The organism is Companilactobacillus hulinensis (assembly GCF_003946555.1).
In the GTDB taxonomy this organism is placed as follows: domain Bacteria; phylum Bacillota; class Bacilli; order Lactobacillales; family Lactobacillaceae; genus Companilactobacillus; species Companilactobacillus hulinensis.
Genome location: NZ_RHOO01000028.1, coordinates 12,441 through 31,314 on the forward strand (window position 1 = coordinate 12,441; position 18,874 = coordinate 31,314).

Sequence of the window (18,874 nt, forward strand, 5' to 3'; positions counted from 1 at the left end):
AAGTAAATCTGACTAAGAGACTCTTTTTTTGTTGTGATGGGAACATATGTACGGTATAATAATTGCTATCAATTGATTGCAGAATATACAGCGAGCAGTTAAAATAATGACGTGAAATTAAAATTTCAAGATAATTATTGCAAAGTTCTATCTTTTCACCAAAGTCAAAAGCCGTTCGAATTGCCATACAATAAATCATATAAGCAAAGGAGATAGCCATGAATAATCATATTGAGAAAAGAAAGCAAACTTTTAAAGTACGTGATATGGACATCACTGTTTTAGTAAATTCTAGGATAGATGATGATACAAACAAGATTCTTTTTGATTATGACCTTGATAATCAAGCTATGAATATGGCATTTGCAAAGTATAGAAAAATTAAAAATATGGTAAATCCGGAAGATATTGTTTCATTTAGAAAAAAATATAATTTGTCACAGCGATCATTGGCAGCATTGTTAGGTATTGGATCTGCGACTGTAGCAAGATATGAGAAAGGATCTTTGCCAACAGAAAGTATCAGTAATTTATTACAGCAACTTATAAATGATGACGAAGCGTTTGTATCTTTCTTCGAGGTCAATGCATCTAATCTCTCAAATAATGATACGGATAAAGTTAAAACTGTGTTGGCCAATATGAAAAACGATTTGAAGTTCAATTTGATTTTAAAAGCTTATTTACTTAGCAATGAAAATGACCATCCTAGCATTGGGGATGGTTTTACCAAGTTCAATTTTAATAAATTCAAAAATATGGTTCTCTATTTCATAGAGTCCAGTAAAAATTTATCAAAAACTCGACTGAATAAACTATTATTCTACAGTGATTTTACATTTTTCAAGCAGAACACTGTATCAATCAGTGGAGCAACGTATATTCATGATCATTATGGACCGGTTCCAAATGATTTTGAATTACTGTATTCGATATTAGAAAATAACGGAACTATAGATTATATTCCCTTCAGTAATGGGCATGGAGTGGAGTTACGCACAAATCAACATGTAGATGCAAATATATTTGATGCTGATGAAATGAAGATGCTAAAAGAAGTATCAGACAAATTTATCAATTTCAATGCTCGTAAAATAACGGAATATTCTCATAAGGAAAAAGCATATTATGACACTGATTCGAAGGAACTCATTTCTTACGAATATGCATTTGATTTGAATTGATTGATAGTAAAAGATCCTAGCGGCTGTGAAATGGTGGACTTTTAACATACCTTATGATGTATTATCTCTTTTAATCTACCGAAAATTAGACTAATATATATTTTATTGTATGAATTATAATATATATTATTGATAAAGAAGGTATGTTAATGACATGGTCTACATGGCAGATTTCGCCATTTGTAACTAGCGTATTTTTTGTATTGGGTGTATTGACACTATATAGCGTTACATATAGTTGGTTAACTACCGGGACGCATACTTGGAATGTGAATATTTCAGATGACACGTTGAATACCTGGTATGGTGTATTTTACATGTTGGTATTTGTGTTCAGTATTCAGACCACAGTCGTTGGTAAAAGCGTTTCGTGGGAGTTTATGAATTTTCAACTTATCGCAATAACTTTTTGTGCGTACTTCCTGAATATTCATATTCCTTTCTATTCATTCACTCCGATAGTAATTGTATACATGGTTTTTAATCGCTCAATTGGCTATTGGCAGTCATGGGGACATGCAATCACATTAATGATTTTCTTCTGGGTATTAAATGTGATTCATGAAAAGTATAGTAATAATCGTTTTGCGTTTGTTAATTACATGTTAGTCGGCATTTTCTTCGGCGGATTACTTTTGCACAAGAATGGATTTATTTGATTATTTTTGAGGTTCTGTTGTACATGTATATTGCCATGTTATCTCAAGATAGCGCTATTAAGGTTCGTTTAGCTAAACTTGCTAGTCATGATACACTGACAAATACTGAGAATTTTTCAGCATATACGCAAGATATTGAAAGCTTTTTTAGGATAAGTCGTAAGGATAATGTGCCACTGACGATGATGATGTTTGACATTGATCATTTCAAGCACGTCAATGATACGTATGGACATCTAGCAGGTGATCGTGTTTTGCAGCACGCGGCTATGGTTGTGCAGACGGTAATTGAGGAAAATGATTCCAATATTAATTTTTATCGAACTGGTGGAGAAGAGTTCAATCTTATCTTTCCAAACTATGAGATTGGTGAGACAGAAACGGTCGTTTATCAGATTTTTAGTGCCATTAATAATATGGAAGTTCATTCTGATGAAGACCAGATTTCAATATCAATTTCAGTCGGAGTTGCGGAGTTAACGAATGATGATAAGTCTCCAATTGATTTTTATAATCGAGTTGATAATAATCTGTATCATTCTAAGAGAAACGGACGGATGCAGGTCACTATTGCTTAATATTGATAACTTACTCGAAAAGAGTGAGTTATTTTTTTTGAGCCGCTTCTGGTTCCAAAATATTTCATCTGCCGTGGGACCGATTCGAGCCAAGGTCTCGAATCTCGACTTTTAGCTTTGCTTTGCAAATCTAAAAGCTCGTCCTTTTCACGGCTGATAAAATATTTTGGCACCTCCAGCTTGTTTGGTTGGTGATTCGGTAAGAATAATTATGTAAAATTGTTTTATAATCATATCATGCACATAACGAAAATATGGGAGAATCAAATGGAAAATAAGACAAGTCGTAGAGAGTACAAAAAAACTAGTTTGTATGAAAAATCTAATGAGAAAAAGATTTTTACAAATGGTGTTTATCCTGAGATGACCAGTACAACTAAATCAGAATATCTTGCTAGAGTAATTCAAAGTAAAATTGATAGTGGGAAAGTTATTGAAATAAAGTCGAAAAAAGACTTAGAAAATTGGTTATCCATCGATGATTAACCGGATGATAATGTTTTGAATCCGATCCCATTAGTATTAAACTAACCGTGTGATGTCTTCAAAATACAGGAGGAATACTAATGGCAGAGAAACAAATTCAGATTCCAAAATTAGGATTAGGTACTAACAAAGTTGGTGGCCACAACTTATTCGATAATTTGAAGGATGAAAATGGCTACGAGGTTGTTCGTCAAGCTCTCGATGATGGTATCGAATTACTTGATACAGCTTATATGTATGGTAAAGGTCGTTCGGAAGAAATTATTGGGGATGTTCTTCAAGACTATGACCGTTCTAAAGTTATTATTGCGACAAAAGCAGCTCAGGATCCACAAAATAATATGGAATTGAACAATAGTCCAGAGTTCTTGAAGCAATCAGTTGATGATGCTTTGAAGAGATTGAAGACTGATTATATTGATATATTTTATATCCATTTTCCAGACGAAAAGACACCTAAATATGAAGCTGTAGCAGCTTTGAATGAGTTGAAGAAGTCTGGCAAAATCAAGGCTATCGGTGTTTCGAACTTTTCACTTGACCAAATCAAAGAGGCTAATCGTGATGGATTAGTTGACGTAGTTGAAGATAATTATAGTTTGGTTCATCGTGATGCTGAGAAGAATCTATGGCCATATTTGAAGGCAGAAAACATTGCCTTCGTACCATATTTCCCATTGGCATCAGGTCTTTTGACTGGTAAATATTCAATGGATGCACATGATAAGTTTAAGAATTTTAGTGATGAACAATTCAAGAATATTATTGATGCATTAGCTGAAGTTAAGGCAATTGGGGAAAAGCATGATGCTACAGTTGCTCAAACAATTCTAGCTTGGTACATTGCTAACCCAATGATCAGCACAGTTATTCCCGGTGCTCGTTTGGCTAAGCAAGTTGTCGCTAACGCTGGATCATTGAAGGTTCAATTGTCTGATGATGAATATAAGAAGATTGATTCGTTGTTTGGAGAGTTTTAATTAAATGGATAAAAACATGGATCCATTTTATAGTGCTAGCAATATAAGAGAGTTAGAGAAAAGATTAGATGAAGCAAAAAATGGAAATGGGTCTGAACATTCATTGATAGATAACAAAGTTAAGAGTGTAGACAAAAAATAAGGAACTACTCAATTTGAGTGGCTCCTTATTTTTACATTCTTATAGAAAAAAGTTAGGAACATAATTCAGTTGACACTGGTCTAAGAAATACTACGTTCAATAAGGGTGTAAATGATAATTTTGGACATCAAATTGAAAATATCGTCTATTTGGAATTATTACGTAGAGGATATAAAGTAGATATTGGTAAGGATGATGATAGAGAGATAGATTTCATTGCCAAGAAGGGTAACATGATTGAATATTATCAAGTTACTATGCAATTACCAAATGGAAGCGATAGAGAAATAGGTAATTTAAAATATTTGGATGATAATTACAAGAAGACGGTAATCACTGCTAATCGAATGGACGTGGGGAATCATGATGGTATTGAAATTCGATATATAGTAGATTGGTTGCTGAAGTGAATTTTCAAAAAATACTCAATACGAGTATTTTTTTTTGCTTCTCAAGTAATTATAAGTTATAGTGTACTAGTAAACTAATACACTAGTGGGAGGAAGAAAGTTGAAATTTGACGACAAGGTTCCAATTTATTATCAAATCAAGAATTATCTTTATCATCAAATAATCACTGGCGAATTACAACCAGGAGAGAAGTTGCCTTCAGTCAGACAGCTGGCAATTGACGTAACCGCCAATGTTAATACGGTGCAGCGTGCCTTGTCTGAGATGATCACTGAAGAAGTTATTGTCCCACAACGTGGTAAGGGTAACTTCGTTACAACTGATGTGAAAGAAATTGAACAATTAAAGAGCAAATTAGTAAATGAACAAATATCGTTGGCTTATCAACAATTACATGCGCTAGACTTGAGCGACGATGAAATATTAACTGAATTCAAACAATTTATGGAAGATGGGGATGTGCAAAATGAGCGAACTATTGAAGATCGATAATCTAAACTATAGTCATAGTTTGAAGAACATTTTACATGATGTTAATTTGACGATTGAAAGTGGCAAAATCGTTGGCCTTCTGGGAGAAAATGGTGCTGGTAAGACTACCTTGATGCGCTTGATCACTGGTAGCGCACATGGAAAAGGCAATATTTTAGTTGCTGGAACGAATAAGGAAGCTGAACGCAAGGCACATGTCAGCTACACTGAGCATCTTGGTGGATTTCAACCAAGTATGAAAGTTGGGAGAATTTTTGATTTCTATCAGACAGTATATCCTGACTTCAACTTTGCTCGTTCCAATGCACTGATCAAGTTCCTACAGATCGATAAGAGTTTGAAATTATCGGCCTTGTCAAAAGGGATGAAAGAGAAGCTTATTATCGCTCTGACATTATCACGTCAAGCTGATTTGTACCTATTAGATGAGCCATTTGGTGGAATTGATAGTATGAGCCGTAAGAAAATCATCAACAGTATCTTGAAGTGGAAACCCGAAGAATCAACAATGATTATCAGTGACCACTATGTGACTGAAATTGCTTCGATCCTGGATGAAATTGTTGTGATCAAGGATCAAACAATCAATTGCCACAAGCAGGCTGACGAGATCCGTGAAGACAAAGATATGGGAATTGAAGAATTCTACGAGAGTCTTTACGACGGAGGTGAGTCAGATGACTAGTTTTGGAAGTCTTTTCAAAGTTATGTTTAAGGATAAGTTCCGTAGTATGAATTTTATTTTGATGTTAAATGTTATTGCAATTGTAGTTAGCATTGCCTGGGATGCGATCCAAGAAGGACTTAACCCTACTGCACCATTGGCAATCGCTATGGGCTGGTCAATGTTGGCCTTACTTATGGCGTTTGTTCAATTGAGTATTAGTCAAGAACGTAAGTATACTCGTGACAGCTATCGTCTTATTCCTACAAGTAATACCAAGTTTTACTTGGCAAACATGGTGTCATCACTGGCTTCGTATTTTTATGTGCTTGTCGTCGAAGTTGTATTCTACTTTGCCACAGCATTATTCGACTGGTCATATTATATGAAGAATCTTCAAGCAATGTCGATTGTCAATGGCCGTGCAATTTTTGATGCTCCTAATGCTATTACTGGTTCTTCGGTATTGTTGGCAGTGTCACTTACATCTTTGATCTTAGCTTGGACGACAATTAATTTGATACATATGGCATCCAGTGCTGCAACGAACTTCTTGCCGTTAACTGGTCGTAAGTTCCTGAGTGCGGTTATTTATGTGGTAGTTACTTGGGTAGTGCTTCAATTCGTTGGTGTGCTCAGTGGCAGTGCTAATGATGCGTTAAATATAATTTTTAATGGCACATATACTGCAAACTTCTTCATAGTTTGGTTAATTATGGCGGTTATTATTCTGATTGAAGCAGCCGCAAGTGTTTATTTGATGAGTAGATGGGTCGAAACTATTACTGAATAGATGGAGGGAATCATGACAGGATTTGGAAATGTGTTTAGTGTGACTTTGAAAGAAAAGTTTCGCAATATGAATTTTGTATTGATGATAGATCTGATTGCCATTGCTGTAACGATATTTTTTAATATAGTTCAGGGTACTCCACCAAAAGAATCATATTTGAGTACGGTCTTCCTCTATTCACTGGTCGTGTATTTCGGAGTGTTCATTAGACTATCGGTAGTTCAGGAGAAGACATTTAGAAGTGATAGTTATCGTCTGATCCCAATCAGTAATACTAGTTTGTACTTATCTAACATGGCATCATCTTTTGTTTCGTTTCTTTATGTTGTTGTTGTACAGCTAGTGTTGTATGCAATAAGTCTTGTTATCAATATTAGAGAATTCATGGATTTCTTGAATATATCTTCCTTGATGAATGGACGTTTAACTTTTAGTGCTCCTAATGCTGTACTAGGTGGCGTAACATTTGTTGGTCAGATGTTAGGATTGGTAATTCTCGGATGGACAACGATCACACTGATTCATCTGGCAACTAGTTCTGCTAGAAACTTCTTGCCAAGCAGGGGTCACAAGTTCTTGAGTATGCTGTTGTATATCTTCGTCATTTGGTTTGTGTTGTTGGTATCTGGTAGATTCATGGATAGTATGAGCAATGCCATCAATTCGTTTTTTGATACTAGTTATATTTCTGGTTTCCTGTTTAATTTGTTGGTATATCTGATTGTGGCTGGTGTTGAGTCTGTGATTAGTATTTTCTTGATGAGCAGGTGGGTTGAGACTATTACGGATTGATTGCCTACGGTCATATGCCTACGGTCAAAAAAAATAATCCTGTTGTGGGACCGACTTTAGCCGAAAAGCGGTCTAAAGTCTCGATTTTGAACTTTGCATGGACCGCAAATTTCAAAAGTCGTCCTGTGCTGTATGAACGGTAACCCGCCGTTCTACAGCACCTTCACAACTGGATTATTTTTTTTGACCTCCGGCTGGTTTGTATTACTATCTGATTCGTGGTGGATTCGTAGTAGCCAAAGTTATTCCTAACCTGAAGCCTTCTATTTAACGTATAATGATATTAATATGGAAGGAATGATGCTTATGGCAACTATCTATGATTTTTCAGAGACAGAAATGAATGGTGACAAAATCGACTTCAAAGATTACAAGGGTAAAGTGATTTTGATCGTCAATACTGCCAGCAAATGTGGACTTGCTCCACAACTTGAGGGAATTGAAGCTCTGTATAAGAAGTACCGTGATCAAGGGTTGGAGGTTCTCGGACTTCCTTCTAATCAGTTCCATCAAGAACTCAGTTCAGATGAGGAAACAAGTGAATATTGTCAGATGCACTATGGTGTAACTTTCCCGATGACTAAGCAAGTTAAGGTCAATGGTGATGATGAAGATTCATTGTTCACTTATTTGAAAGAGACTGCTGGTCATGGTCGTATCAAGTGGAATTTTACCAAGTTCTTGATTGGTCGTGATGGTCAAATGATTAATCGCTATGCACCAACAACTAAGCCTGAGAAGGTTGAACCTGATATTGTATCTGCATTGGGTTCTAAATAATAGAATAGGAGCAAGTATTTTGGAATAATTTCCTTAATACTTGCTCCTATTTGTGTATTGTACATTTCCCCTAATCGTTATTTGAATGTTATATCCAATTTCTTATTGAACATGGAAGCTATTTGTCCAAGTAATCCGACGGAAACGTTCATAGATCCGTTTTCGATTCTTGCAATAGTTGATTGAGGTTTGCCAACTAATTTAGCAAAGTTTCGTTGGCTCATTTTCAGACTGTCTCTTAATTCTCTAACAGCGACTGCGGCTTCTAAGTTTGCTGACCCTTCTTGAATTGCTTTTGCAAATTCCGGTTCTTGTTTACTTCTTTTGGTGATGTAGTCATCAATCATACTCATTGTAGTTACTCCTCTTTTGAATAACGTTTTTTAGTGTTGATTTCAAATTCAGCAATGTACTTTGTAATTATAAGTGCATTAGTTTTGAATTCAAAATATTGTGTTTGTATTTCCACATAATTGGTATTTTGCTGGTAGCAAATTAGTCGGAAGGACTGAGAATGTTTACCAGCTATGGAAGTGGCGTAATGGCTTTAGCCATTTTACGCCACAGGATGAGCTTTAAGATTTGCAAAGCAAAGCTTAAAGTCAAGATTCGAGACTTTGGCTCGAATCGGTCCACATAGCAGGTAAATATTCTCAGTTCTGGAGACGACTACCGTTAAACAAAACAGTAGCATAAACATGCAACAACACATAGCTTTTTCCGCTTAAATCAAACAAGACCAGCAATCCAAAATCGGATTACTAGTCTTGTTTGCCTTAATGCTCGAAAGTTGACCATGTGTTGTCACACTCTCTCCAAAATTATCCCTCTGCATCATGGATAGCATCGAGAATATTATCTTGTGAAAAATCATGTTGCATATAAGCTTTGTTATCAGTAGGTAAGTGTTGTTCCAAACTGTCAAACTGTTGGAAACTAACAACACCAGTAACAGAATCGAATTCCAAAATGTGTCCACCAAAGTCATGTTCATCTGACATGAAGTGGCTGTGAAATCCACCAACTGCAGCACCATCGAAGATTTGTGGTGAGTAGTAACTTAGCAAAGTTCCTTGAACTTCATCACGTGTGAAGATACTTTGATTTTCAGCAGTTTCAGCCAGTGACTTATATGGCTGACCACATTTCTTAACGGCGCGTGTTTTCATATTCTTAAACGTACCAGTGACTTTAACTGAATAGAAGGTATTGTTGCTTTGTGAGGCATCAGTAATTTGTTGCTTGAGTTCATCACGGCTGATATCTTCAACTTCCAACATTTCAGCATAATCAGCGAAGTGACTGTTGGCGAATGGTAGAGTGAAATTACTATCAATTAGATTAACGTTACCTTTGCTGTCAACTTGATAAGGTGTGCCATCGAGAATGATAAGCTCACCATCAAGTCCTTCGCCGGTACCGATTCCAGTATCACCGTGACTCAATAATTCTTTCATAGTAATTGTTCCGTCTAGTAATCCGGGGACTAGTAATGCTAATGTTCCGTGTTGATAAAGCGTGTTTGAGTTTGACATAAATTTGAAAAGATCCTTTCCAGACTAGTATTCTTCAAGAAGTGCTGATACGAACTTGTGGTTATCAGAATAATCAACAGGGATGTCGATCACTACAGGACCGGATGTTGCGAAGGCTTTTGCCAAAGCATCTTTTAGTTCAGCTTGTGTAGTAGCATGCATACCAGTTGCGCCGAAACTCTCAGCGTATTTAGCGAAGTCAACTTTACCAATATCAACACCAGCGTTGCGACCATACTTAGCTTCTTCTTGGAACTTAACCATATCGTAGTAACCATCGTTCCAAATTAGTTGAACGATGTTCAAGTTGAGACGAACGGCTGTCTCAAGTTCTTGACCTGAGAATAGGAAGCCACCGTCACCAGATACTGAAACAACTGGCTTTTCCGGACGTTCTAGAGCTGCGGCTATCGCCCAAGGAAGAGCAACTCCAAGTGTTTGCATACCATTACTGAATAGCAAGTGACGAGGCTTGTAACTTCTGAAGTGACGTGCCATCCAGATGTACAAACTACCAACATCAACGGCAACAGTTGTGTCATCGTCAACTTGATCTTGAAGTTCTTTGATGATAGCTAGTGGGTGAACACCTTTTGTTGGATCTTCAGCTGGGACTTCATCTTGAGATAGGAAGTTAACTTGCATTTGGTGCAAGTGTGATTTCAAGTCGTCACTAAGTGAAATATCTTCAGGTAAGTTGTGGGCAATGTCACGCATAGTTTTGGCAATATCAGCTTGAACAACTAAGTCAGGTTGGTATTCGTTAGAGATCTCTGGAGTCGTACTATCAATGTTGATAACTTCACCAACACGATCGATGTTCCAGATTCTAGCTTCATATTCAACGGGATCATAACCTACAGCGATAACCAGGTCACTTTCCTTGAGAATAGCGTCACCGATTTGGTTTCTGAAGAGACCGACACGACCGTAATAATTCTTTTCGAGGTCACGAGAGATAACCCCGGCACCTTGGAAAGTTTCGACAACGGGAATTGAGAATTTGTGCAATAAGTGATGAATTGCTTCGGTTACTTCTTCACTTGATGAGCGCATACCAGCTAGAATAACTGGTAGTTTAGCATTTTTGATTTTTTCAATAATTTCGTCAACGATTTCAGCACTAGCGCTACCTTGCTGGATGGGAGCTAAAGCTTTGATTTCAGGAACGGTTACTTCGTCATCTAGGACATCTTTTGGAAGTGAGATGAATGTTGCACCAGCCTTTGGAGCCATAGCTGTTTGATATGCGTTAGCAAAAGTTTCAGACAAGTTGTTTGAATCTTGAACCTCAACACTGTCTTTTGTAGCTGAAATCATCAATTCCTTACTAGGAATACTTTGGTGAGTCAATCTTGCGACATCGTTACGAGGAACCTGTCCACCCAAGGCAACGACAGGGTCACCTTCAGAAGTGGCGGTGATAAGACCAGTGGCTAAGTTAGAAACACCAGGTCCAGAAGTAGTTGCGACGATGCCGGGTTTACCAGTCAAACGGCCAATACCAGATGCGATGAACGCAGCGTTTTGTTCGTGGTGAGTGATGATAAGCTTAGGAGCCTTGGGATTGTCGCTGTGTTCCATTAGATCGAACAGCTTGTCCACCTTAGCGCCAGGAAGTCCGAAGACATACTTGACCCCTTGATTGATCATGGAATTGAATAGAGCTTCGGAACCGTTTTTCTTAATTGACATTGAAAGTAATCCTCCTTGAGAAACTATTGTTTTGATGTTATTGTGTATAACATAAATCGTTTGTGTTGATTTGTCAACACGTAACACTTGGAGAGAATTATGAAAAATATCGGATACCTTGCACAGGATATTTCCATCCTGCATAGACAATATTATAAGGATACAAAAGAACAATTTGACGCACTGAATTTGAATCCGACCGCTGCTTGTATCTTGTTATCAATCGGTGATTATCCAGAAATAAGCCAGAATCAAGTTGCCAGATTGCTGGTAGTTGATAAAGGATTGGCGACACGTGAGATCAACAAAATGCAGAAGATGGATTACTTGAGCAAAGTTGATGGTGCCGGTAAAACTAAGAATCTGCTTCTGACAGATGTTGGACGGGATGTTGTTGAGAAGATCCAACATATCAGAATTAATTGGTGGGCAGATAGATTCGCTGATACTGGAATCAGTGCTGACAGTCCCTTGGTTGATGCGATTGAGACTGTTGTTAGTGGAATTGTTGAGATTGATGAGGAGTGATGAAGATGATTGAAAAGTTTACAGAGAATAATCCATGGAAGAATGGACATTTTGATAATCATGATTTTCGAAAAAATATTAGTAGTTTAGAGTTTAATGTAGGTAATGAAGTTGCCGTGGGTAAGGAAAAATTAACTGATAAATAATCAGAATATTTTGTAGAACTTGAAAAAAGCGCAAAAAAATAGATCACCGAGACTCTAGCAAGTCGTGATCTAAATTTTAGCTTATGATTTACCACCACTTCGGTGGGTTGTGGCGGTATAGCACATTGTAGGTGCTTACCGTCTTTTTTATTACATTCATATTGTATCAGGCGATAATAGATTCAGCAATCAAACCGTATTATTTGACGAACTACAAAATAACTCCTAATCTCGATATATAAAATAGTTATTAAACTATATATAAATAAAGAATGGGAGGAGCAAATGACAACAAAAATTGGCGTTATCTTAGGTAGTACAAGAACAAATTCATTGGGTAGTAAAATCTTCAAATATCTTCAAACAACAATGAAAGATACAAATGAAGTCGAGTATACATGGCTAGACTTGCGTGACTATGAATTACCACTGTATGATCACATCGAAACACCACTTGAAGAACACATTCATGACTTGAATACAGTTGAAGGTGAGTGGTTGGATGCACTGGAGGCACAAGACAGCTACGTTATCCTCACACCTGAATATGACCGTGCAATTCCGGGTGGCTTGAAGAATGCTCTGGATTTAGTTGGACCAGAGACAGCTCGCAAGCCAGTTCAAGTTGTGGCATATTCGCACTTCAGCGATGGTGGGATCGTCGCAGCCAATTCATTTGTTGCTATCTTGCAGATGTTGAAGATGATTGTACTACCTGAACCAGTTTTGTTGTGGTTTGCTGATAATAATTTCAATGAGGATGGAACACTTAATCCTGACGATGAGAATACTGCACACTTTGCGGATAGATTGAATGGTGCGTTTCGTGAAATTGAATTTTATAGTCGTGCTTTGAAAGAGAATAAGTTTGAATAAAAAGTTGCTCGCAAATATCAATTGCGGGCAATTTCTTTCTAAATCAGAATCCCCTCAAAATGATCCATCTCATGTTCAATAATTTCAGCTACAAAATCAGAAAAAGTCTGAGTATGTGGTTCAAAGTTCTTATCCAAGAATCGGACTTTAATATCCTGGAAACGCTCAACGGGACGTTCACCAACAAGTGACAGACATCCTTCTTCAGCGGCGTACTTGCCTGACTTCTTAGTGATAACTGGATTGATCATTGGCATTGACATCATACCGATACGAAAGACGAGAATGCGTTTGTTGACGCCAATCATGTTGGCCGCCATGCCGACACAGTTGTCTTTGTGTGCCTCCAATGTATCAAGCAAGTCCTGAATGACTTGTGCATCCTGTGGAGTGGCTGGTGTAGATTTTTGTGATAGTAAAGTTGTGTCGTGGTTAATTGATTTGATCATGTGTGAATCCTCAATTTCTAAAGTATATAGCAATGATACAATAACATTAGAAATCAAACGAGGGGGAGCTTATGAATTTATTATTTGCCATCGACGATAACGTAGTCGACCAACTTTTAACAACACTCTATTCGATCCAAGTTAACACTCCAAAGACACCATTATCCATCTATGTGATTCAGAATAAACCGCTCACACAAACTAACCGAATAAAAGAATTCTGTGATAAACGAAATGTTGAATATCATCCAGTCTTAATCGACGGTGACTTATTCAAAGATGCACCAGTAACTGACCGTTATCCCGCAACAATTTACTATCGTTTGCTTGCACACAACTATCTACCGGAAGACCTCGATAGAATCCTCTATCTGGACATCGACATCTTAGTCATCAACAACTTACTTCCATTATATAATCTCGACATGGAAGACAATCTATATGCCGCTGCCAGTCATTCAGCACTGACAAGTGACGTGACAGATTCTATCAACAAATTACGTCTAGGTAATTATGAGGCCGAGAGTTATTACAATTCTGGGGTTCTACTTATGAATCTGCCTTTGATTAGAAAACAAGTGAAAGCTGAAGATATTTTCAATTATATTAATGAAAATAAAAATACTTTATTATTGCCTGACCAAGATGTACTCAATGGTCTATATGGCCATCAATTCAAAAAAGTTCCTGACGAAATCTACAATTACGATGCAAGAATGAGTGTCATCTACCAAACATTGAGTACAGGTGAATGGACACTGGACTGGGTCATTACGCACACAGTCGTGTTGCATTTCTGTGGACGTGACAAACCTTGGAAGTCAGAATACCGTGGCAGATATTCTGGATTGTACAAACATTACGCACATCTCGCCAAATTGGTATAGGTGTACCGTACAAAAGCCGGTGTAAAAAGATTTTCAAAACCTGTTTACATAACTATACGCTGGGTATATATTTGTACCTGCGGATAAAATTGTGGCAAAAGCTAATGATTTTAGCCATAATTTTTTAGTTATGAATAGTTAGTATTGATTATACTAACTTAAAACATTTTTTATACAGGGGATATTTACGTATGGATGTACCTAGGAAAATAAATATCAAGGCATTGCTGACCGCGGACGATGCACAGGCGTTACTTTTTGGCTTCGCATACTTGCGATTCACTGGCACCATTGATCGTACGTGGATTTTGCAGAATAAGAGCCTGAAAACAGAGCTGAAAACAGTCGATGTTCCTGAATATCAATCAGAACTTGAGGCGTTGTTTGACAAGGTCATCTCAGCTGATGAACAATTAACAACTTCTCAGCGCAATGACTTGTTCTCACAACTGATTGATATGCCAATAGTACATATTATTGGTCTAGCTCGTTCGCTGAATTCACGGTTCTCTTCTGATAACTATTTACGTTCAACGTATAGTTTGGAGAAGTTGATGCTTTCACTGGCCGATATTCAACCAGACGACAGCGTCTTGGATCCAACCTTCAGTAGAAGCGAATTGATATTCAGGTTGATGCTCCATAACAGAACTCAATCGATCACTGCTGAAGCAATCAACGATGAAATCGTGGCGATGGGATACATTGCTTCATTAATACTCGGTGCAACTAACACACATCTATATACTGGTGAAGTGTTGGATGATCCGCAGTACTTCAATGGAGATTACTTGCAGAAGTTCGACAAGGTTGTGACAGTGCCACCAGTTGGTGCTCGGATGGAATATACCGATAATGTAATGGATGACAAGTACAATCGATTCCCGTTCGGTGTGCCATCTCGTAAGTCTGCCGACTGGGCATTTGTTAGTAATGCTGTTAGTTCGTTGAATGCTGATCCACAGAGTAAGGCTGTCGTCGTTGTTCAAGACGGTGCCTTGTTTCGAAGTGGTAGGGATGCCATAATTCGTCAGAATATGATTGATTATGACTTGATTGAATCCGTTATCTCGCTTCCTAATGGAAGTATCGGGACTACGACCGCACCCGTTTCGGTGTTGGTACTGGGGATGAACAAGTCAGATGAGATGAAGAATAAGATTCAGTTTATCAAAGTTGAGAAGAGTGGACTCAATAAGAAAGAGATTGAGTTCAGTGACGATGAGATTAAGCAAATAACTAAGTGGTATCGCAACAAGGAAGATATCGAGGGTATTTCAAGAATCGTCAGCAAGAATCAGATCAACAAGTCAGAACTACTGGTTAACAAGTATGTCTATTCACCATATTTCAATGTTGATGGACAAAGCATTCAGTTCCATCATGACAAGTTGGAAGCGATGAAGACGATACCTCTTAGTCAGATAGCTGAGATAGGCCGAGGATTCAACTTGACGACCAAAGATGAGAATCGTGACGGCAAGTATAAGATTATCAAGATTTCAGATTTGAAAGATGAAATTAGTTATGATCGACTGTCACATTTTAACTTAAGTGGTAATGCCGATATCGAACGCTATTTAATAAGAAGAAACGACATCATTATGTCGATTCGTGGGACTATCAGTAAGATGCGCCTGATTGAAGATGACGTGAGTTATATTGCGATTAATTCCAACATGGTTCGACTTCGCGTCAAGAGTCAGAATTACGATCCACAGTGGTTGAGTCTGTATCTAAATAGTCCGTTGATTAAGATACTCCTTAATAAGTCGTCCGTGGGTAGTACAATTGCCCAGATACCAGTACGAGACTTGGAGAACTTGCCGGTACCAGTCCTTGATATTGAAGAGCAGCTGAAAATGGCTACTAATTATATGAGGGAAAACGATAAGGTTGAACAGATAATTGCTCAAATGAGAGATGTGCAACAGACTCTGAAAAAGAATCTGTATGATCAGATGAACATTACCGATGCAGTAGAATTACTATAAAAAGATTACAGTTCTTTAACAATGGATATTAAATAAGTCTGTTGTGTTAATATTTAATTATATTTGTATATCATGTTCGATTATGTGCTTTTCGATATATGTCAAAGAATTCAATTTAATGTGTACATAAATACTCATTATCAATTCAAAAATGTATTTTGTGACATATTTTGTGACAAATATGCTATGATTAGTAGACATTTTGTCTAGAATACCGTTGAGGCAATATTAATTGAGTGGTAGCATTTTAATGAATACCAGCAATGGTTGTTATTTGGAGGATTTCAGTGGGGTCAGAACAAACGATAAGCATGGTGCAGATTCTTGCCATACTTCGTAAACATTTAAAAATGATTTTGGGGACAACGTTAGTAGTTACCTTTGCCGTAGCATTCGTGACTTTTTTTGTTATGTCACCCAAGTATTCAGCAACAACAGAACTACTAGTTAATAGGAAGTTATCTTCTGAAATGCAAGGCGCACAGTTGCAACAAACACAAGCTGATGTGCAGATGATCAATACTTATAAGGATATTATTACTAGTCCCACAGTGTTGAAGGATGTTAATAAGGAAGTTAGTAACTATCCTGGCTATCCAGGTTCAATTGGAGCCTTAAAAGATAGCATTTCAGTAAGCAGTCAACAGAATTCACAGGTATTCTCAGTTACAGCTAAGGCCAAAGATGCCAATACAGCGGCTGAAATTGCTAACTTGACAGCAAAGGTATTCAAGAAAAAAGTTGTAAAAATTATGAGTATCAATAATGTCTCAATCGTATCAGAGGCAGCAGTTAATAAGAATCCAGTTAGTCCTAGAAAGACACTTAACTTGCTTGCAGGTATCATTGTTGGGTTGCTACTAGGTATCGGTATAGCATTTATCCGTGAAATCACTGATAGAACTGTTTCATCAACCGACTTTTTAACAAACGAACTTGGACTTACGAGTCTTGGTATTGTTAGTGAAATCGATCAGAGTGAAGTTAAGAAACGTATTTATCAGAAGAAACGTCTTCACGGTACCAGTGGTGCCGGATTGAATCCACAAGTTAGTCAAAGGAGAGTGTAATCATGGCCTTCTCATTGTTTAAGACTAAGAAACAAAAACAAAAGCTTGATAACACAAGTTTGAAGTATGGTGTTGGTCTTGTTACTTACACTGATCCAAAGGGACAAGTTTCAGAACAATTCAAGACAGTTAGAACTAATATTCAATTCTCATCAATTGATAAGAAATTGAATTCAATCATGTTTACGTCGTCTGATCCATCAGAGGGTAAGTCGACTGTTAGTAATAACGTTGCTGTAACTTGGGCAGATCAAGGATCAACTGTCGTATTAGTTGATGCCGATCTTCGTAGACCAACTGTTCACAAGACGTTTGGCTTGAGTAATCGTAAGGGATTATCAAGTTACCTATTAGGTAATGCAACTTTGGAAGAAATCGTTCAACCAACTGTCGTCGATAACTTGTTCGTTATCACTAGTGGACCAGTTCCACCTAATCCTTCAGAGTTGCTTGGAAGCATGCGTACACAAGACCTAATGGTTCGCTTAGTTGATAAGTATGATCTATTGATTCTTGATGCTCCACCAGTTAATACCGTTACTGATGCACAAGTACTTGCTGCACGTGTTGACGGAACTATCTTGGTTGTTCCACAAGGAATCGCTGATAAGGCTGGAGTAAAGCATGCAAAAGAAGCCCTAGAAACAGTTAACGCTAATATTCTAGGAGCAATTATGAACCGTGTAACTGAACAGAAGTCTGGTGGTTACTACGGTGGTAGTTACTATGGTGGATATTACGGTGGCTACTATGGTACTGACGAAAAAGATAAAGAAAAAGAATAATAAATCTTAAAATGAAACGAGTTGATAAAAATGGGATTAATTGACTTACATTGTCATATTTTGCCGGGCGTTGATGACGGAGCAAAGGACATGCCAATGGCGCTAGAGATGGCTCAAGCGGCGGTAGATCAAGGAATAAGCCATATTTTATTGACACCGCATCATATGGACGCAAATTATACGAATCATAAAAAAGATGTGATTCGTAAGACCGCTGAATTTCAGAAGGCAATCAATGACAACGGAATACCATTGACGGTCTTCCCAGGACAAGAAGTTCATCTGACCGGAGACTTGCTTAAGGCAATCTTTGCCGATGATATTTTGTTCATGGATTCAGGCAATCGATACTTGTTATTGGAGTTCCCTCACACAGAGGTGCCGGAATACGCAGAGAACATGATCTTTGAATTAACTTCACGAGGGATAACACCAGTTATTGCCCATCCGGAGCGTAATCAAGGATTCCAACGTGATCCTGACCTTTTGACATCATTTGTTGAAATGGGATGTCTAACACAACTAACTAGCAGTAGTTATTTAGGAGTGTTTGGAGAAAACGTCAAAGACTTAACAAGTAAGATTATCAAGGCAAATTTGGGATTTGCCTTTGCATCAGATGCACATAACTTCAAAGGACGCAGATTCTTGATGCGAGACGCATTCGGTAGGCTGGAAAAACATGAGGGTGCTAGAATAGCTCAACGATTTAATGAGAATGCCAAACACATTATTAATGGGGAAGATGTGGCTGTTGAAGATTTTAAGTTGATTTCTGAGTTGAAGAAAAAGAAACGTTTTGGTTTCTTTTAATAATATTTGAGAAATCGAATTCATTATTAATGATATAAAAGTATGAATAAGTATTGATCGCAAATTGCAAGAACAAGTTAGCCACTTTTTAAAATACTGATACCAAGGGGATTTCAGTTAATGGAGTTAAGTAAT

Annotated in this window: 24 protein-coding genes; 20 read left to right on the plus strand and 4 right to left on the minus strand. The window is 37.5% G+C overall.

What is annotated here, in order from left to right:
• Window positions 1-218: 218 nt before the first annotated feature.
• The 12 genes from EKM66_RS11165 to EKM66_RS11210 all read left to right on the plus strand — a co-directional run bounded on the left by EKM66_RS11165 (window position 219) and on the right by EKM66_RS11210 (window position 7,961).
• On the plus strand, window positions 219-1,184 hold the full coding sequence (locus EKM66_RS11165) for a type II TA system antitoxin MqsA family protein (RefSeq protein WP_125764641.1): 966 nt from the start codon (window positions 219-221) through the stop codon (window positions 1,182-1,184).
• Window positions 1,185-1,333: 149 nt separating this feature from the next.
• Complete coding sequence (locus EKM66_RS12905; RefSeq protein ID WP_318530623.1) at window positions 1,334-1,843, plus strand: hypothetical protein; 510 nt, start codon at window positions 1,334-1,336, stop codon at window positions 1,841-1,843.
• Complete coding sequence (locus tag EKM66_RS12910) at window positions 1,840-2,421, plus strand: GGDEF domain-containing protein (RefSeq protein WP_318530624.1); 582 nt, start codon at window positions 1,840-1,842, stop codon at window positions 2,419-2,421. Before EKM66_RS12905 ends, EKM66_RS12910 begins: the two co-directional genes overlap by 4 nt.
• Window positions 2,422-2,688: 267 nt before the next feature.
• A complete protein-coding gene (locus tag EKM66_RS11175) occupies window positions 2,689-2,907 on the plus strand; it encodes a hypothetical protein (RefSeq protein ID WP_125764643.1) in 219 nt (72 codons plus the stop codon).
• Between the two features lie 80 nt (window positions 2,908-2,987).
• Complete coding sequence (locus EKM66_RS11180) at window positions 2,988-3,887, plus strand: aldo/keto reductase (protein ID WP_125764645.1); 900 nt, start codon at window positions 2,988-2,990, stop codon at window positions 3,885-3,887.
• Window positions 3,888-3,891: 4 nt separating this feature from the next.
• A complete protein-coding gene (locus EKM66_RS12645) occupies window positions 3,892-4,029 on the plus strand; it encodes a hypothetical protein (RefSeq protein ID WP_164505136.1) in 138 nt (45 codons plus the stop codon).
• Window positions 4,030-4,178: 149 nt separating this feature from the next.
• Window positions 4,179-4,439 carry an ATP-binding protein gene (locus EKM66_RS11185; RefSeq protein ID WP_225426603.1) on the plus strand — a complete coding sequence of 87 codons (261 nt, stop codon included), beginning with the start codon at window positions 4,179-4,181 and terminating at the stop codon, window positions 4,437-4,439.
• Window positions 4,440-4,539: 100 nt separating this feature from the next.
• On the plus strand, window positions 4,540-4,932 hold the full coding sequence (locus EKM66_RS11190; RefSeq protein ID WP_125764649.1) for a GntR family transcriptional regulator: 393 nt from the start codon (window positions 4,540-4,542) through the stop codon (window positions 4,930-4,932).
• On the plus strand, window positions 4,907-5,617 hold the full coding sequence (locus EKM66_RS11195) for an ATP-binding cassette domain-containing protein (RefSeq protein WP_125764650.1): 711 nt from the start codon (window positions 4,907-4,909) through the stop codon (window positions 5,615-5,617). The genes EKM66_RS11190 and EKM66_RS11195 overlap by 26 nt, the downstream gene beginning before the upstream one ends.
• Complete coding sequence (locus tag EKM66_RS11200; protein WP_125764652.1) at window positions 5,610-6,389, plus strand: hypothetical protein; 780 nt, start codon at window positions 5,610-5,612, stop codon at window positions 6,387-6,389. Before EKM66_RS11195 ends, EKM66_RS11200 begins: the two co-directional genes overlap by 8 nt.
• 12 nt (window positions 6,390-6,401) lie before the next feature.
• A complete protein-coding gene (locus EKM66_RS11205) occupies window positions 6,402-7,181 on the plus strand; it encodes a hypothetical protein (protein ID WP_125764654.1) in 780 nt (259 codons plus the stop codon).
• Window positions 7,182-7,487: 306 nt separating this feature from the next.
• Window positions 7,488-7,961, plus strand: a complete 474-nt coding sequence (locus EKM66_RS11210; protein WP_125764677.1) for a glutathione peroxidase — start codon at window positions 7,488-7,490, stop codon at window positions 7,959-7,961.
• Window positions 7,962-8,038: 77 nt separating this feature from the next.
• Here EKM66_RS11210 and EKM66_RS11215 read toward each other — a convergent pair whose 3' ends face one another.
• The 3 genes from EKM66_RS11215 to alsS form a co-directional block, all read right to left on the minus strand.
• On the minus strand, window positions 8,039-8,314 hold the full coding sequence (locus EKM66_RS11215) for a helix-turn-helix transcriptional regulator (protein ID WP_125764656.1): 276 nt from the start codon (window positions 8,312-8,314) through the stop codon (window positions 8,039-8,041).
• Between the two features lie 468 nt (window positions 8,315-8,782).
• Complete coding sequence (gene budA / locus EKM66_RS11220) at window positions 8,783-9,496, minus strand: acetolactate decarboxylase (protein ID WP_125764658.1); 714 nt, start codon at window positions 9,494-9,496, stop codon at window positions 8,783-8,785.
• Between the two features lie 24 nt (window positions 9,497-9,520).
• On the minus strand, window positions 9,521-11,191 hold the full coding sequence (gene alsS / locus EKM66_RS11225; protein ID WP_125764660.1) for an acetolactate synthase AlsS: 1,671 nt from the start codon (window positions 11,189-11,191) through the stop codon (window positions 9,521-9,523).
• 99 nt (window positions 11,192-11,290) lie between these two features.
• Here alsS and EKM66_RS11230 point away from each other — a divergent pair, with 99 nt between their 5' ends.
• The 3 genes from EKM66_RS11230 to EKM66_RS11235 all read left to right on the plus strand — a co-directional run bounded on the left by EKM66_RS11230 (window position 11,291) and on the right by EKM66_RS11235 (window position 12,741).
• Window positions 11,291-11,719, plus strand: a complete 429-nt coding sequence (locus EKM66_RS11230; RefSeq protein ID WP_125764662.1) for a MarR family winged helix-turn-helix transcriptional regulator — start codon at window positions 11,291-11,293, stop codon at window positions 11,717-11,719.
• Window positions 11,720-11,724: 5 nt separating this feature from the next.
• On the plus strand, window positions 11,725-11,865 hold the full coding sequence (locus EKM66_RS12650; protein ID WP_164505137.1) for a hypothetical protein: 141 nt from the start codon (window positions 11,725-11,727) through the stop codon (window positions 11,863-11,865).
• Window positions 11,866-12,150: 285 nt separating this feature from the next.
• On the plus strand, window positions 12,151-12,741 hold the full coding sequence (locus EKM66_RS11235; RefSeq protein WP_125764663.1) for an NADPH-dependent FMN reductase: 591 nt from the start codon (window positions 12,151-12,153) through the stop codon (window positions 12,739-12,741).
• Window positions 12,742-12,779: 38 nt separating this feature from the next.
• On the opposite strand, the gene EKM66_RS11240 is transcribed toward EKM66_RS11235, so the two are convergent.
• Window positions 12,780-13,190: a peptide deformylase gene (locus EKM66_RS11240; protein WP_125764665.1), complete on the minus strand. Its 411-nt coding sequence runs from the start codon at window positions 13,188-13,190 to the stop codon at window positions 12,780-12,782.
• A 71-nt stretch (window positions 13,191-13,261) separates the two neighbouring features.
• Here EKM66_RS11240 and EKM66_RS11245 point away from each other — a divergent pair, with 71 nt between their 5' ends.
• The 5 genes from EKM66_RS11245 (at window position 13,262) to EKM66_RS11265 (ending at window position 18,739) form a co-directional block, all read left to right on the plus strand.
• A complete protein-coding gene (locus EKM66_RS11245) occupies window positions 13,262-14,077 on the plus strand; it encodes a glycosyltransferase family 8 protein (RefSeq protein WP_125764667.1) in 816 nt (271 codons plus the stop codon).
• A 191-nt stretch (window positions 14,078-14,268) separates the two neighbouring features.
• Window positions 14,269-16,071: an N-6 DNA methylase gene (locus tag EKM66_RS11250; protein ID WP_125764669.1), complete on the plus strand. Its 1,803-nt coding sequence runs from the start codon at window positions 14,269-14,271 to the stop codon at window positions 16,069-16,071.
• Between the two features lie 287 nt (window positions 16,072-16,358).
• Window positions 16,359-17,141: a YveK family protein gene (locus EKM66_RS11255; protein WP_125764671.1), complete on the plus strand. Its 783-nt coding sequence runs from the start codon at window positions 16,359-16,361 to the stop codon at window positions 17,139-17,141.
• Between the two features lie 2 nt (window positions 17,142-17,143).
• Window positions 17,144-17,926, plus strand: coding sequence for a CpsD/CapB family tyrosine-protein kinase (locus EKM66_RS11260; RefSeq protein WP_125764673.1), 783 nt, complete (start codon window positions 17,144-17,146; stop codon window positions 17,924-17,926).
• 30 nt (window positions 17,927-17,956) lie between these two features.
• A complete protein-coding gene (locus EKM66_RS11265) occupies window positions 17,957-18,739 on the plus strand; it encodes a tyrosine-protein phosphatase (protein WP_125764675.1) in 783 nt (260 codons plus the stop codon).
• Window positions 18,740-18,874: the final 135 nt, after the last annotated feature.

What these genes read in the sequence shown, in the direction of transcription:
- EKM66_RS11165 (WP_125764641.1), top strand. Translation starts at nt 219, where the DNA reads ATGAATAATCATATTGAGAAAAGAAAGCAAACTTTTAAAGTACGTGAT.
- EKM66_RS12905 (WP_318530623.1), top strand. Translation starts at nt 1,334, where the DNA reads ATGACATGGTCTACATGGCAGATTTCGCCATTTGTAACTAGCGTATTT.
- EKM66_RS11175 (WP_125764643.1), top strand. Translation starts at nt 2,689, where the DNA reads ATGGAAAATAAGACAAGTCGTAGAGAGTACAAAAAAACTAGTTTGTAT.
- EKM66_RS11180 (WP_125764645.1), top strand. Translation starts at nt 2,988, where the DNA reads ATGGCAGAGAAACAAATTCAGATTCCAAAATTAGGATTAGGTACTAAC.
- EKM66_RS12645 (WP_164505136.1), top strand. Translation starts at nt 3,892, where the DNA reads ATGGATAAAAACATGGATCCATTTTATAGTGCTAGCAATATAAGAGAG.
- EKM66_RS11195 (WP_125764650.1), top strand. Translation starts at nt 4,907, where the DNA reads ATGAGCGAACTATTGAAGATCGATAATCTAAACTATAGTCATAGTTTG.
- EKM66_RS11200 (WP_125764652.1), top strand. Translation starts at nt 5,610, where the DNA reads ATGACTAGTTTTGGAAGTCTTTTCAAAGTTATGTTTAAGGATAAGTTC.
- EKM66_RS11205 (WP_125764654.1), top strand. Translation starts at nt 6,402, where the DNA reads ATGACAGGATTTGGAAATGTGTTTAGTGTGACTTTGAAAGAAAAGTTT.
- EKM66_RS11210 (WP_125764677.1), top strand. Translation starts at nt 7,488, where the DNA reads ATGGCAACTATCTATGATTTTTCAGAGACAGAAATGAATGGTGACAAA.
- EKM66_RS11215 (WP_125764656.1), bottom strand. Translation starts at nt 8,314, where the DNA reads ATGAGTATGATTGATGACTACATCACCAAAAGAAGTAAACAAGAACCG.
- budA (WP_125764658.1), bottom strand. Translation starts at nt 9,496, where the DNA reads ATGTCAAACTCAAACACGCTTTATCAACACGGAACATTAGCATTACTA.
- alsS (WP_125764660.1), bottom strand. Translation starts at nt 11,191, where the DNA reads ATGTCAATTAAGAAAAACGGTTCCGAAGCTCTATTCAATTCCATGATC.
- EKM66_RS11230 (WP_125764662.1), top strand. Translation starts at nt 11,291, where the DNA reads ATGAAAAATATCGGATACCTTGCACAGGATATTTCCATCCTGCATAGA.
- EKM66_RS12650 (WP_164505137.1), top strand. Translation starts at nt 11,725, where the DNA reads ATGATTGAAAAGTTTACAGAGAATAATCCATGGAAGAATGGACATTTT.
- EKM66_RS11235 (WP_125764663.1), top strand. Translation starts at nt 12,151, where the DNA reads ATGACAACAAAAATTGGCGTTATCTTAGGTAGTACAAGAACAAATTCA.
- EKM66_RS11240 (WP_125764665.1), bottom strand. Translation starts at nt 13,190, where the DNA reads ATGATCAAATCAATTAACCACGACACAACTTTACTATCACAAAAATCT.
- EKM66_RS11245 (WP_125764667.1), top strand. Translation starts at nt 13,262, where the DNA reads ATGAATTTATTATTTGCCATCGACGATAACGTAGTCGACCAACTTTTA.
- EKM66_RS11250 (WP_125764669.1), top strand. Translation starts at nt 14,269, where the DNA reads ATGGATGTACCTAGGAAAATAAATATCAAGGCATTGCTGACCGCGGAC.
- EKM66_RS11260 (WP_125764673.1), top strand. Translation starts at nt 17,144, where the DNA reads ATGGCCTTCTCATTGTTTAAGACTAAGAAACAAAAACAAAAGCTTGAT.
- EKM66_RS11265 (WP_125764675.1), top strand. Translation starts at nt 17,957, where the DNA reads ATGGGATTAATTGACTTACATTGTCATATTTTGCCGGGCGTTGATGAC.